The organism is Sporomusaceae bacterium, from assembly GCA_031460455.1.
Lineage (GTDB): Bacteria > Bacillota > Negativicutes > Sporomusales > UBA7701 > Anaeroselena.
On sequence record JAVKTQ010000014.1, the window covers coordinates 19,279 to 32,716 of the forward strand.

The 13,438-nt window shown below is 61.9% G+C and carries 14 protein-coding genes; 8 read left to right on the forward strand and 6 right to left on the reverse strand.

The window, feature by feature from the left end; all coding sequences use genetic code 11:
* Nucleotides 1-74 precede the first annotated feature (74 nt).
* From RIN56_16550 to RIN56_16565, 4 genes are read left to right on the forward strand one after another with little or no spacing between them, the layout of a single operon-like run.
* A complete protein-coding gene (locus RIN56_16550; GenBank protein MDR7868411.1) occupies nt 75-812 on the forward strand; it encodes an energy-coupling factor ABC transporter permease in 738 nt (245 codons plus the stop codon).
* A 51-nt stretch (nt 813-863) separates the two neighbouring features.
* A complete protein-coding gene (locus RIN56_16555; GenBank protein MDR7868412.1) occupies nt 864-1,130 on the forward strand; it encodes an energy-coupling factor ABC transporter substrate-binding protein in 267 nt (88 codons plus the stop codon).
* A gap of 1 nt (nt 1,131) precedes the next feature.
* Nucleotides 1,132-1,893 (forward strand): cobalt ECF transporter T component CbiQ, encoded by a 762-nt coding sequence (gene cbiQ, locus RIN56_16560; GenBank protein MDR7868413.1) that lies wholly within the window; start codon nt 1,132-1,134, stop codon nt 1,891-1,893.
* 58 nt (nt 1,894-1,951) lie between these two features.
* Nucleotides 1,952-2,797, forward strand: a complete 846-nt coding sequence (locus tag RIN56_16565) for an ATP-binding cassette domain-containing protein (protein ID MDR7868414.1) — start codon at nt 1,952-1,954, stop codon at nt 2,795-2,797.
* 40 nt (nt 2,798-2,837) lie between these two features.
* Here RIN56_16565 and RIN56_16570 read toward each other — a convergent pair whose 3' ends face one another.
* From RIN56_16570 to RIN56_16585, 4 genes are all read right to left on the reverse strand, one after another.
* The gene (locus RIN56_16570) at nt 2,838-4,316 is read right to left on the reverse strand and encodes a TrkH family potassium uptake protein (GenBank protein MDR7868415.1); all 1,479 of its coding nucleotides are present in this window, start codon (nt 4,314-4,316) and stop codon (nt 2,838-2,840) included.
* 7 nt (nt 4,317-4,323) lie between these two features.
* A complete protein-coding gene (gene trkA, locus RIN56_16575) occupies nt 4,324-5,667 on the reverse strand; it encodes a Trk system potassium transporter TrkA (protein ID MDR7868416.1) in 1,344 nt (447 codons plus the stop codon).
* Between the two features lie 181 nt (nt 5,668-5,848).
* Complete coding sequence (locus RIN56_16580) at nt 5,849-6,322, reverse strand: hypothetical protein (protein MDR7868417.1); 474 nt, start codon at nt 6,320-6,322, stop codon at nt 5,849-5,851.
* Between the two features lie 19 nt (nt 6,323-6,341).
* On the reverse strand, nt 6,342-7,106 hold the full coding sequence (locus tag RIN56_16585; GenBank protein ID MDR7868418.1) for a hypothetical protein: 765 nt from the start codon (nt 7,104-7,106) through the stop codon (nt 6,342-6,344).
* 274 nt (nt 7,107-7,380) lie between these two features.
* Between RIN56_16585 and RIN56_16590 the strand changes: the two genes are divergently transcribed.
* Genes RIN56_16590 through RIN56_16600 form a run of 3 tightly spaced genes read left to right on the forward strand, consistent with a single transcriptional unit; the run spans nt 7,381 to nt 9,625 of the window.
* Nucleotides 7,381-7,599: a ferrous iron transport protein A gene (locus RIN56_16590; protein MDR7868419.1), complete on the forward strand. Its 219-nt coding sequence runs from the start codon at nt 7,381-7,383 to the stop codon at nt 7,597-7,599.
* 22 nt (nt 7,600-7,621) lie between these two features.
* A complete protein-coding gene (gene feoB, locus RIN56_16595) occupies nt 7,622-9,466 on the forward strand; it encodes a ferrous iron transport protein B (protein ID MDR7868420.1) in 1,845 nt (614 codons plus the stop codon).
* Between the two features lie 24 nt (nt 9,467-9,490).
* Nucleotides 9,491-9,625, forward strand: coding sequence for a hypothetical protein (locus tag RIN56_16600; protein ID MDR7868421.1), 135 nt, complete (start codon nt 9,491-9,493; stop codon nt 9,623-9,625).
* Between the two features lie 14 nt (nt 9,626-9,639).
* Here the strand turns inward: RIN56_16600 and RIN56_16605 are convergent, their stop codons facing one another.
* Both RIN56_16605 and RIN56_16610 read right to left on the reverse strand, forming a co-directional pair.
* Complete coding sequence (locus RIN56_16605; protein MDR7868422.1) at nt 9,640-10,356, reverse strand: polysaccharide deacetylase family protein; 717 nt, start codon at nt 10,354-10,356, stop codon at nt 9,640-9,642.
* Between the two features lie 497 nt (nt 10,357-10,853).
* The gene (locus tag RIN56_16610) at nt 10,854-11,117 is read right to left on the reverse strand and encodes a hypothetical protein (GenBank protein ID MDR7868423.1); all 264 of its coding nucleotides are present in this window, start codon (nt 11,115-11,117) and stop codon (nt 10,854-10,856) included.
* Nucleotides 11,118-11,397: 280 nt separating this feature from the next.
* Between RIN56_16610 and RIN56_16615 the strand changes: the two genes are divergently transcribed.
* Entirely contained in the window at nt 11,398-13,434 is a 2,037-nt protein-coding gene (locus RIN56_16615) for a sigma 54-interacting transcriptional regulator (GenBank protein ID MDR7868424.1), read from the forward strand.
* Nucleotides 13,435-13,438 lie beyond the last annotated feature (4 nt).

Consider the following 13,438-nt stretch of genomic DNA (forward strand, 5'->3'; position numbering starts at 1 on the left):
TTGACGTCTTACAGGCAAAATCTCTACTTCCCGACAGGGGTAGGGATTTTTTGTTGCGAGAGAGGGCTGTGTTTATGGTTATGAAGGTTTTGGCCGTCGGCGCGCTGCTGCTGGCGGCGCCGGCTACCGCGGCGGCGATGCATATCATGGAGGGCTTCCTGCCAAAGGAGTATGCGCTCGGCTGGCTGCTGGCCGTTTTGCCGTTCGTGCTGCTCGGCATCCGCAGGATCAACAAGGTGCTGGTCCTTTACCCGGAGCGGAAGATGCTCCTCGGTCTGGCGGCGGCGTTCATTTTTGTCCTGTCTGCCCTGAAGATACCGTCTGTCGCCGGTTCAAGTTCTCACCCGACCGGCGTGGCTCTCAGCGCAATCCTATTCGGCCCGGCGGTGTCGAGCGTCCTCAGCGGCATTGTGCTGCTCTTCCAGGCGTTGCTGCTCGCCCACGGCGGCCTGACGACCTGGGGAGCGAACACGTTCGCGATGGGGGTTGCCGGAGCTTTCGCGGCCTGGGGGGCTTTCCGCCTGGCGCTTGCTTTGGGCTTACCGGAGAAGCCTGCCGTGTTTGTCGCCGCTCTGCTCGGCGACTGGCTGACATACGCGGTGACCGCCGGCCAGCTGGCGCTCGCCTTCCCCGACACTGTCGGCGGCTTCGCGGCCGCCTACGGCAAGTTCCTCGGGATTTTTGCCTTTACCCAGCTGCCGCTGGCCGTCTGCGAAGGGCTTATCAGTGTGGTGGTTTACAGCGCGCTGCTTCGGTACGGCGAACAGGGGATTGTCCCGCTGTGGTGGAAGGAATCTTCAACCGGCCGTTGATAATGTTTCAACCTTGCAAATGATAACCGACTATATAAGAGGGGCACGTCGATGACAACTACGCGTATTATTTTCCTGATAATAATCGCTGCGGCCATAGTCCTGGCGCCGATCATCGTCACCGGCGACTTCGCCGGCACGGACGACCAGGCCACCGCAGCCATAGGTCAGCTCAGACCCGACTATAAACCGTGGGCCGCCGCGCTGTGGGAGCCTTCGGAAGCGGCCGAGCCTTGGCTGTTCGCGTTGCAGGCCGCTCTCGGCGTGGGCTTTTTCGGCTACTTCGCCTACCGCCACCGTCGTCGGGCGACGGGCTGACATGCTGTATCTCGATTATCTCGCCTACAACAATGCCCTTAATAAGGTGAGCATCGGCGAGAAGCTGCTGCTCGGCGGCGGGTCGCTGGCGCTGGCGCTGGCGCTGCCGCGCCCGGCCGTGCTTATCGCAATTGTCGTGGCGATGCACGCTGTGATGGCGCTGGCCCGCATCCCGGCCGGGTATATCCTGCGCCTGTGGCTGGCGCCTTTGGCTTTCCTGGCCGCCGGCCTGGCGGGGGTGGCGGTGAGCGTCGCCGCCACCCCGTTTATCGCCCTCGCTTCGGTGGCGGCGGGGGGCTTTTATGTCGGTGTGACCGCGCCCGCGCTGGCCGCGGCTGGCGAGCTGCTGCTGCGTAGCGTGGCGGCGGTGTCGTGCCTGCTGATGCTGGCGACGACGACGCCGGCGGCGTATATGGCCGCGTGGTTCGCCCGTTTTCCCGGACTGAGGCCGGTGAGCGAGATCGCGCTGCTGACCTACAGGTTTATTTTTGTTTTCCTGTCCGCCGCCGGGCAGATCTACACGGCGCAGCAGTCGCGGCTGGGTTACGCCGGCCCGCGGCGGTCGCTGAACTCGCTGGCTCTGCTGGCCGCAAGCGTGGGCCGCAAGGCTTTTCTGACCGCTAATGACCTTGGGAACGCACTGACGGCCCGCAACTACCAGGGACGACTGACACATTATTACCCGCCCCAGATCGCCAGTCCTTTCAGGCTGGCCGCTATCGTATCGCTCCTGTCGGCCTTGGCGGCGGCGGGGGTATTGTAAGGGATTTTGGTAAGCCGGGGCTATTTGAGCAGCCCCATTTTATATGCCGGAGGACTATATGGCCACTTCTTCCCTCATCGCCGCCGACAACCTGACCTTCCGCTACCGTCCGGGCAATCTGGCTCTGGACGGCGCCACACTTGCAATCCCGGCCGGCGCCAGGGTGGCACTGGTCGGCCCGAACGGCGCCGGCAAGTCGACTCTTTTCCTCCACATTAACGCCATCCTGCGGCCGCTCGCGGGTCAGCTCTGTTATATGGGGCAACCCTACCGCTACAACCGCGATTTCCTGGCCTACCTGCGCCAGAAGGTGGGACTGGTGTTCCAGGACCCCGACACCCAGCTGTTTGCCGGCAACGTGCTCGACGATGCGATCTTCGGGCCGATGAATATGGGCCTGACGGCAGGCGAAGCGGTGCGGCGGGCCGAGGCCGCCCTTGAGGCGGTCGGCATGCTGGACCATAAGGCGGCGCCCGTGCATTTTCTCAGCCAGGGGCAGAAGAAGCGGGTCGCGATCGCCGGGGTGCTGGCGATGGACCCGGACGCGCTGGTGATGGACGAGCCGACCGCGGGCCTCGATTACCCGGGGCTGACCAGCCTCAGCGAGACGCTCGCGATGCTCCACGCCGCCGGCAAGACGCTGCTGGTCGCCACCCATGATGTCGACTGGGCGTGGAACTGGGCCGATCTGGTCTACGTGCTTGCCGGCGGACGGACGATAGCCGCCGGCTCCCCGTCCGACATCCTCGCCCGTGCCGACCATGCGGATTTGGGGTTCGCCCGCCCCGTTCTTGCCGAGGTCGCCGTAGCCCTGGGCGAGCGGAGCATCCTACCCGCCGGCGCCGCCCCCCGCACCGCCGGCGAGCTGGCCGCTCTCCTCGCCGAACGGAAGGGCGGTCAATAGGATAAAAAACGCCGCCCGGGAGGGCGGCATTTATTATGCGTCAGCGGGATGTTATCCGGCCTGTGACGCCTGAGACATACGGCTGCCAGAACTCGGGGTGGAAAAGGACGAGGATGGTGAATAGCTCCAGTCGGCCGAGCAGCATGTCGGCGATCAGCACGAGTTTGGCGAACGGGTGGACTTCGGCGTAGGTGGTGGTGGGGCCGACAATGCCGAAAGCGGGGCCAACGTTGCCGAGGGTGGCGGCGACCGCCCCCATGGCTTCGAACGGCACCATCCCGGTTGCCGAGACCAGCAGGACCGATACGAAGTAAATCGCTATGTACAGGAAAAAGAACTGCAATACCATGTGAAGCACGGCCGCATCTACCGGCTTCTTGTCGATCTTCAGCGAGGAGACCAGCCGGGGATGGACGGCGTGGAGCAGGGACCAGACGGCGTCCTTGAAGAGGATGAGCAGCCGCACGACCTTTATGCCACCGGCGGTCGAACCGGCGCAGCCGCCGATGAACATCAGCATCAGCAGGAGAATCTTCGTTACCGGCGGCCATTGGTCGAAGTCGGCGGTGACGAAGCCCGTCGTGGTCATTATCGATACGACGGTGAACAGTGCCTCCCTAGCGCCGGTGGCGGGGTTTATCCCCGGACCGAGGTATAGGGCGGCGGCTATGGCCAGGGTGGAAAAGAGAACGAGGCCAAAGTACAGTCTGAATTCACTGTCTTGCCAAAGTTTTTTTACGCCCTTTTGCCATGCCAGGTAGTAAAGGCCGAAGTTGCCGCCGGCCAGGAACATGAAGATGACGAAGATGAGTTCGATGGCCAGGTTGTCGAAGTATTTGACGCTGGTGTTCTTGGTGGAGAAGCCGCCGGTGGCCATGGTGGCGAAGGCGTGGTTGATCGAATCGAACAGGTCCATGCCGGCGATCCACAGGAGAACGATCTGGATGGCCGTGAACAGCACGTACATTTGCCACAGCCTCACCGCCATCGTGCGGATACGGGGCAGAACACGGTCGACGGTGGGGCCGGGAGATTCCGCCCGGAAGAGGTTGACGGCGTCGGCGCCGACGTTGGTGAGGAAGACGAGGAAGAGGACGATGATGCCCATACCGCCCAGCCAGTGGGTGAAGCTGCGCCACAGCAGCAGGCTGCGGGGCAGGATCTCGATGTCGGAGATGATGCTGGCGCCGGTGGTGGTAAGCCCCGAGACCGTTTCGAAGACCGCGTCGAGGTAGGTGGGCACCCAGCCGGAGAACCAGTAGGGAAGAGCGCCGAGCGCGCTGGAGAGAAGCCATGTCCCGGCTACGACGAGGAAGCCCTCGCGGATGCCGATACGTCCCGGTTCCTGGCCGGAGAAGTACAGCGCCGCCCCCAAGGCGCCGGTTATCAGGATAGAATATATAAAGGCGGATAAAACCGGTTCGCTTAAAAAGGCGGCATAGACGAGCGGGGCAACCATAACCGCTGCATAGACCGCCAACAGCCTGCCGAGCAGCCGGGCGACGATACGTGTTTCCATAATCGGCTCAGCCCTTGTCTTCCACGAAGTCGAGAATCTTCGCGGCGTTATCCGGCAGGGTGAACAGAACGATTCTGTCGCCGGTCTCAAGTACTGTTTTGCCGTTGGGGATGAAGGTGGCGCCGTTCCTGACGACCGCGCCGACCAGCACCCGCCGAGGGAATTTGATGTCCCGGAGCGGCTTGCCGATAACGCGGCTGCCGGTGCGCAGGTCGACCTCGATGGCTTCGGCTTTGGCGCCTTCGAGGAGTGTAACGGCGACGATCTCTTCGCGCCGCACCTGGCGGAGGATGGCCCCCGCGGTGACAAGGCGGGGCGAGAAGACGACATCGACGCCCACTTGTTCCATCAGGGGGATGAATTCCGGCCGGCCGACGCGGGCGAAGGTTTTCTGGGCTCCCAGGTTTTTCGCCATGAGCGCGACAAGCAGGTTGAGTTTGTCGTCGTCGGTCAGGCAGACGACGGCGTCGTAGTCGCCGATGCCTTCCTCGGCGAGCAGGTCGGCGTCGGTGCCGTCGCCGCAGATGACGAGGGTGTCGTCGACGACTTTGGCGAGTTCCTCGCAGCGGCGGCGATCTTTCTCGATAACTTTCACCTTGTAGCCGCCTTCTTCCATGAGGAGCGCCAGGTTGCGGCCGATGCGGCCGGCGCCGATGATGAGGATGCGCTCCACTTTCGAACGTTTCTGGACGAAGAGCGGCTCCATGCGGCAGATGGCGTCTTTCTCGCCGAGGAAGAAAACGCTGTCGTTGTCCTCGACGGAGTCGCTGCCGATGGGGATGATCATTCTGTCTTTGCGCAGTATCCCGGCAATGAGCACGTTTTCGGGCAGAGGCAGGTCGCGCAGCGGCACGCCGCTGAACGGCGAGTTCTGGCGGACCTTGACCTCGAGCAGACGGACCTTGCCGCCGGCGAAGTCTTCGACGTCGAGGGCGGCGGGGGTCTTGAGGATCTGGCTGATTTCTACGGCCGTCACCATCTCGGGGTTGATGATGAGGTCGATGCCGAGTGTACGACCGAACTCCCGGCAGTCTTCCTCAAGATACTCGGTGTTGCGCACCCTGGCGATGACTTTGGGGACGCCGTGCTGTTTGGCGGCCACGCAGGCGATCATGTTGACCTCGTCGCTGTCGGTGACGGCGATCATCAGGCCGACGTCGCCGAGGCCGATCTCGGACAGTACCCTGGGGCTGGCGCCGTTGCCGGCGAGGGTCATGACATCGAGGTGATGCTCGATGATCGACCGCCGCTCGTCGTCCTGCTCGACGACGATGACGTCGTGATCCTCCTGGGTCAGCTTCTGCGCCAGCGTGTACCCTACCTTGCCGGCGCCTACGATTACGATTTTCATTGTCCACCTCGAAGGAATCAAATACAAAATAGCATTGTATAATTCTACCTGCTGTGACAAAAACCTTCCGCGGGAAGGAAAACGCCGTAAGAGGGGTGCGGTATTTCATCAGATGGATCCTTGCGGTTACATGATGTCTAAAGAAAAAACGCCGCCAGGGCCGCAAGCTCCTGTCGACGCTTTATTCCGGCGGCAGCGACTGTTCCTGATATCTGGCGAGCCCCAGCGCCTGATGCTGTTCGAGGGTTTTTTCCACAGTTTCGGCCTGGAGTTCGTCGCAGCGTACCAGCAGCAGCACCGGGACCAGGTTGCTTTGCCGGCCGGCTTCGATGCGGCGGCTTGTCACGATCCAGTCGGCGGCCAATCCGGCCGAACCCCCAAGCGCCAGCCCCGCCAGGCCCCATATTATCGGTCCCCAGTAATGCACTGAACCGAAGATTACCCCGGCAATCATGCCAACGGTACCGGCCAGAGCCGCCCCGTCGAGGATGCTGTAGCCGTCGGCGCGGTAAATACGGTCGAACACCGATAGTTTTCGCGTGGTGCGGCGAAGCGGAACCGCCAGGATGTGCTTTGTCGTCAGCCCGATTCTTGTGAGGTCGGCGATGGCTATTTCCAGGTGAAGGCCGTGGGCAAAAGAGGCGAAGATATACATCGGTTCCTCCCCAAAGAAGTTACAGCGGCATGGTGAATCCAGGGTTCATGTACTCCTGCCTGAGATAGCGCGACTGCTCGGCGTCGTAGAACTTGTTTATTTCCACCACGGCCGCGTACGAAGCGTAGGCCGCATAGCAATAGAGCGACGGCATGAATAGCAGCCAGCCGTAATCCACAACCGCGCCGGCGCGGGCGAAATCGCCTGCCAGCGAATACTGGGCCGCTTCGTTCATGTGCGACATGTAGGCGGTGACAATGTTCATGACCAGAATAACTGCCCCTTCTTCCATTTTGCGCGCGTAGACATGGCCGAGACCCGGGGTCAGGAGCGACCACAGCAGCGCCAGCACCGGTTTCCTTTTTCTGGCGAAGCCGAATTCCAGCATTGTCACTTTGACCGGCGAGATCGGAGAATCTTCGCGTTCGGCGATGATGTAAAACTTATTCTGCTCGATCGTCTCGGTATAGCTGTCCCACATCGCGTATACATAGACCGCCGTATAAAAGAGCAGCCACCTGGGGTCGACGGTTTCCCGCGCCTCCTGGAAGCGGCCGGTAAACGACAGGACGATGGCCGTGTTGACATGGGCCTGGGTATTGACGATGAGCTCCCAGACGATCAGGATGATGCCGGTAAAGTGATTGCTTACCAGAAGATGCCCGAACCCCGGCATCGCCGCCGACCACCAGGCGGTGACCCAGGGATTGCGAAGATGGGTCCCCAGCGCGCCGAAGGCCGTCAAGGTTGCCTTCGGGTGCCTGGGAAACCTGCTTATGTCCATATGCTCCCCTTCAGGGCGGTTTTTTCAATATTATATAGATACCCAACTCGCCGTAAAATTATCGCCGGAGAAAATGCATTCTCACGCGTGGTTATGGATTTCGTCTCCCCGCTTCCGAGAATACGGCAACGATTTTGCAGCGCCAAATTATTCTTGACACACTATTGGCATTCTTTTATAATGAATTTGAGAATAGTTTTCAATAAGCCGCAAGGGCTATATTTTTTCCTCGTTTAATGATAATGATTATCAATCTTATTTAGGAGTGATCACCATGAATCTTGCTCAAGCCAAGCGCGGCCAGCGCATCGAGGTCGTCGCCATCCCCGACCCTACCGTCAGGGCCCAGGCCATCCGCTTCGGGATTTCCGCCGGCGAACGAGTGGAATGCGCCGAGAAACTGCCTGCCGGGCCTGTCATTATCGCGAAGGGCCGCCAGGAGATCGCGGTCGGCCGGCGGCTGGCGGAGAACATCGAGGTGCGGCCGGCTTAGCGGCCAGAAGGAGAATACAGCAATGCACTGCCATGACTGCCTCAGCCATATAAGCATCCCCGCCGGCGCAAAAAAGATTGTCCTCGTCGGCAATCCCAATGTGGGCAAATCGGTTTTCTTCAACGCTTTCACGGGCATGTACGTCGACGTGTCCAATTTCCCCGGCACGACGGTGGATATATCCCACGGCCGTTACGGGGGCGATGTCGTCCTCGACACCCCAGGCATCTACGGCATTTCGTCTTTTAACGACGAGGAGCGGGTAGCCCGCGATGTGGTGCTGGCCGCCGATCTGGTGGTCAATGTCGTCGACGCCGTCCACCTGGAACGCGACCTTTTTCTGACCCTCCAGGTAATCGATACCGGTCTGCCGGTGATCGTGGCCCTCAATATGATGGATGAGGCGAAGACGCGGGGTATCGCGGTCGACGCCGATCTGCTCGAGCACCTGCTGGGGGTGCCGGTCGTGCCGACCGTGGCTGTGAAGGGCCAGGGGCTGGACGATCTCAAGGCCCGCCTGGCGGAGGCCCGCCCCGGCATTGTTCCCCCGGAGCTTCAGAAGGAGCTGCGGGAGATGATGCGCACTGTCGCGGCTTCGCCCGAGGCGCTGCTGGTGCTGGAGGGCGACGAGGAGGTGGCCGGACGCCACGGCCTGCCGGCCGGCGGCCGGCGGGAGGAGTTTTATCAGGAACGGCGGCGGCGGGTCAACGATATCGTCGGCCATGTGGTCCGCGAGGTGACGGATGGCGCCGGTTTTTCCGCCCGCCTCGGCCGCTGGATGCTACGCCCCCTGACCGGGGTGCCGATTTTCGCTCTTATATTGTATGCGATGTATTATATTATCGGCGTTTTGGTTGCTCAGGATATCGTCGGCTTCACGGAGGAGACGCTGATGCAGGGCTTGTATGAGCCCGCTGTCCGCGATTTCGTCGGCCGGTTCGTGAGCGGGGAGTCGGTGCTCGGCACTATCCTTATCGGCGAGTTCGGCCTGCTGACGATGACGGTGACTTATATTCTCGGCCTGCTGCTGCCGCTGGTGGTTGGGTTTTATCTCGTGCTGTCGGTGATGGAGGATTCGGGGTACCTGCCCCGCCTGGCGACGCTTGTCGACCGGCTGATGAACGCCATTGGCCTCAACGGCCGGGCGATTATCCCGATGATCCTCGGGTTCGGCTGCGTGACGATGGCCACAATCACGACCCGTATTCTCGGCTCGCAGCGCGAGCGCACGATTGCGACCGCGGTCCTCGGCCTCGCCATTCCCTGCTCGGCCCAGCTGGGCGTTATCGCCGGCATGCTGGCCGGCCTGGGGCCTCAGTATATCGCGATCTATACCGGCGTCATTCTGCTTATCCTTGGCCTCGTCGGCAAGGTGCTTCACAGCGTCCTGCCCGGCGAGTCGACCGACCTTTTGATCGATCTGCCGCCGCTCCGCCTGCCGCGGGGCGAGAATGTTCTCAAGAAGACGGTGACCAAGTCGTATGCTTTCCTCAGAGAGGCCGCGCCGCTTTTCATGCTCGGCGCGCTGCTGATCACCGTCCTCCAGGTTACCGGCCTGCTGGAGGTTATCCAGGACGGCCTGGCGCCTATTACGAAAGGCTTGCTGAAGCTGCCGCGGGAGACGGCGACCGTCTTCATCATGGGGATGATCAGGCGCGACTTCGGCGCCGCCGGACTTGAGGACATGGCCCTCGGCCCGGCCGAGACGCTGGTGTCGCTCATCGTGATCACGCTGTTTGTGCCATGCATCGCCGCCCTGATCGTCATCCTCAAGGAGCGGGGCCTGAAGGAGGGCGCGCTCATCTGGCTCGGTTCGTGGCTGGCGGCATTCGCCGTCGGCGGCGTTGTCGCCCATATTCTGATCTGAGATTATTGCTTGAGGTGAATTAGCATGCAACAGAAAGCCTGCCCCCAGTGCAACAGCCCCGTAAGCCCCCAGGCGGCGCGCTGCCCGCGCTGCAATAAGCTGCTCCTCGCGCCCTGCAACGGCAACTGCGGCAGCTGCCGCAAGGGCGCCTGCCACTGATATGCCCCGGCCGGTCAGAACGCTCCCAGTTGCGCCGGCCGCCGCTCGTTGAGTTGCAGCAGTTCGCTGACGGTGACCAGTTCGTAGCCATCGGCCCGCAGCCGGTCGATTATTATGGCCAGGGCCTTGGCGGTCGGCAACGGATACTGGCCGTCGTGCAGCAGGACGATGCTGCCAGGGGCCGCCCGCTTCAATACCGTGCCCACGACGCTGTCGACCGGCGGACGGGCCCAATCATGGGGGTCGATGTCCCACAGGACGAGTGTGTAGCCCCGGTTGCGGGCGGCGGCAACCACCACGTCGCTGTACAGTCCGCCGGGGGGGCGGAAGAGGACCGGGCGGGCAGCCGCCTCGCGGCCGATCGCTTTTTCCGCGGCGGCGAGTTCGGCGTTGATGTCCTTTCTGTTCAGCCTCGCCAGCGAGCTGTGGTGGTAGCCATGGACGGCGATTTCGTGGCCGTCGGCTGCTTCCCTGGCCACGAATTCGGGGCTTTTGACGGCGTTCTCGCCCAGGACGAAGAAGGTTGCCCGCACCTGTTTCTCTTTCAGCACTGCCAGTATTTCGGGAGTCATTTTGTAATGCGGCCCGTCGTCGAGGGTGAGGGCTATGACTTTGACGGCCGTCGGTACGCGGGTGATGGCCCGTGTGTCCTGCCACAGGTCGGGCTGGGTGCCGACGATCGCCATGACGGCGAGCACCAGCGCCGGTAAAAGCAGGCGGTTGGTCTTCATGCTACACCTCGTGGATATATTCTCACGAGGATGATATGCCTTGCAGGCAACGCTTATGCCGACCATTCGCCGTCCAGGCGGGCGCACCCAAGAAAATTGCGCCGTGTTTGGCAAGGAAACCTGAAATTGATGCCTGCCTGTAAGCATAATAAGCGCCCGCCGGGCTTCGCGTGCCGGCGGGCGTTTATTATGCTTGGGTACATAGAGCGCCGATCAGCCGGTATAGCTGGTTTTTGACTGGGGGCGGGTTTTTCCCCGCCCGTCCGGGCAAATACCTGCTCGAGGTGCTCGGCGCGTTTGTTGCGTAAGTTTGCTGACGATGACGAAGATGACGATGCTGATGAGGAAGGCCGGGAAGATTTCGTGGATGTTCCTGCCGGGCCTTCCCGCGGCAAGTTCTCCTGGTCGATTTCCACGTCCCGCTTAAGAACATTGTAAGAACAAATCCCCCAGCCGGAATGACTGCGGGATTGGCGCTTGCGGGGCGGCTACAGCGGTCACGCCAGGCTGGCCTTACTGCCATAGGCGGCCAGGTATGTGTCGCGGAATCTGTCTTCCAGCAGGCGGAGCTCGACTTCCCGCATGACCAGCAACAGGTCGAGCACATTTATGAGCACTTTTTCGTCGGAGTCCCGCACGATTTTGGCGTACGCCTCTTCGGCCCGCGTCTTGAGGCTTTGGAATTCTTCCTCCGGCATTATCCTTACCAGCCGCTTGTCGGGCAGTTCGATCAGCATATCGGTTTCTTTTCCTGTATCCATTAATTTTGCCTCCTTTCACTGGCCGCATTGTCGCCGCTTATCGAATGCATAAATGGTGCCAAGGCGCGAAGGGCAGGAAATTGGCGGGCTGAATGGTTTTGGCGGCTGACAGCAAAAGCGTCGGCACCGACATATTTTCCGTCGAATCCGACACTTTTGCAGACGTTCGCGATGCCGACGGCAGGATTTCGCCCCCACAAGCGCCAAAGTAAAGGGATAAAGGGACGCGGCTATGGCCGCTTTAGCAAAGGATGATGCACAGGTGCTCGTGCGCGATTGTATGCTCCCCAACGCCCCGCATCTCGGGCCTGCGGAAACGATCAGAGACGCCGCCCGCCTTTTGAACAGATACAAGGTCAGCGCCGCCCCGGTGCTGGACGACGGGGGGGCAATGCGCGGCATCGTGACGGCGACCGATATCATCGGCGCGATGGTGGACGGGGTGCCGCTGGAGCAGTCTGTCGGTGCTGTTATGACCAGAGCGGTTGTCAGCGTCCGCGAGGACTGTCCCTTGGAAGAGGCCCGGAAGGTGCCGTTCTACTGCCTGCCGGTGGTGGACGCCGCCGGCGGCTACGTCGGGATGATCACCGGCCGGGATTTCCTCCAGGCCTGTTCGACCGAGCTGCAGCGCGCCAAGGACGAGGTGCGCGCGCTGATCGGCTCGGCCCACGACGGCATTGTGGTGGTGGATTCTTACGGCACGGTGACCGCTTTTAACGAGGCGGCGGCGGCGCTGATCGGCACGCCTGCCGGCGAGGCGCTCGGTCGGCCGATCAACGAGGTTATCCCCAACTCCGGCCTGCGAAGGGTGCTGGAGACGGGGCAGGCGGAACGGGACTGCCAGCTGGTGCACGGCGGGCGGACGATATTCTCGAACCGTTCGCCGATTCTGGAGGGCCGCAAGGTGGTTGGGGCGCTGGCGATCCTGCAGGATACGTCGGAATTCCGCAGCGCCGTAACCCAGTTGCTCGACGCCCAGCATCACGTCGAGGATCTGAAGGCGGTGTTCGAGAACGCCCGCTACGGCATTATCGTGGTGAACAGGAACGGCATCATCCTGCGGGTGAATAAGTCGTACGAGGATATTTTCAATGTTGTCCGCGACGAGGTCGTCGGCCGGCCGGTGACGGAGGTGATCGAGAATACCCGTCTGGATGTCGTGGCCCGGACGGGTATCCCCGAGTTGGGCGAAATCCAGATGGTCAAGGGCCGCCAGACGATCGTCAACCGTGTCCCGGTGTTCAAGAACGGCAAGCTGGCCGGCGCGGTCGGCGAGATTCTGTTCAAGGATATCAGCGAGGTGAGCTATTTGCTCCAGCGCCTGCAGCAGCTCGAGCAGCAGGTGTCGCGGTACCGGACGGAGCTGGACGAGCTGCGCGCCGACCGGAACGTGGCGATCCATAGTTTCGACAATATTGTGGGCAGTTCGCGGTTGATGACCAAGACGAAGATTTCCGCCCTACGGGCGGCGCAGGCGGACAGCAACGTGCTGCTGCTGGGGGAGAGCGGCACCGGCAAGGAGCTGTTCGCCCACGCCATCCATAACGCAAGTAAGCGCAAGGGGGCTCCGTTCATCACCGTCAACTGCGCCGCGCTGCCGGCCGAGCTTCTGGAGTCGGAGCTGTTCGGCTATGAGGAGGGCGCATTCACGGGCGCGAAAAGGGGCGGCAAGAAGGGCAAGTTCGAGCTGGCCGACAGGGGGACGCTGTTTCTGGATGAGATCGGCGATATGCCGCTGGTCATGCAGGCGAAGATTCTCCGCGTGCTCGACGACGGCAAGGTGGACCGCATCGGCGGCAGCGAGGCGGTAGCTTGCGATGTGAGGATTATCGCGGCGACGAATAAACCGCTGACGCTGATGGTCCAGCAGCAGGCCTTCCGCGAGGATTTATACTACCGGCTGAATGTTTTTCGCGTCCGTATCCCGCCGCTCAGAGAGCGGCGCGAGGATGTCGGGGAGCTCGTCCGGACGCTGACGCCGGAGATTTCCCGGCTGTCCGGCCGGGCAGCGATGATGTTCGCCCCGGAGACGATGGCGCTGCTGAGGGAGTACGGCTGGCCGGGCAATGTCCGCCAGCTCATAAATCTGCTGAAGCAGCTGGCGGCGGCGGTGGACAGCCCGGAGATCCTGCCCAGGCATCTGCTGGATACCGACGCGGCGACCGCCCTGGCCGGCGAAAGCGCCGGCGAGGGCGGCGAACGGGAGCGGATCGCGGAGGCCTTAAGGCTGAGCAAGGGTAACAAGGCTTTGGCCGCCAAGCTGTCGGGGCTGCACCGCTCAACGCTGTACGAAAAGCTGAAGAAGTATAATTTGTAGTTGC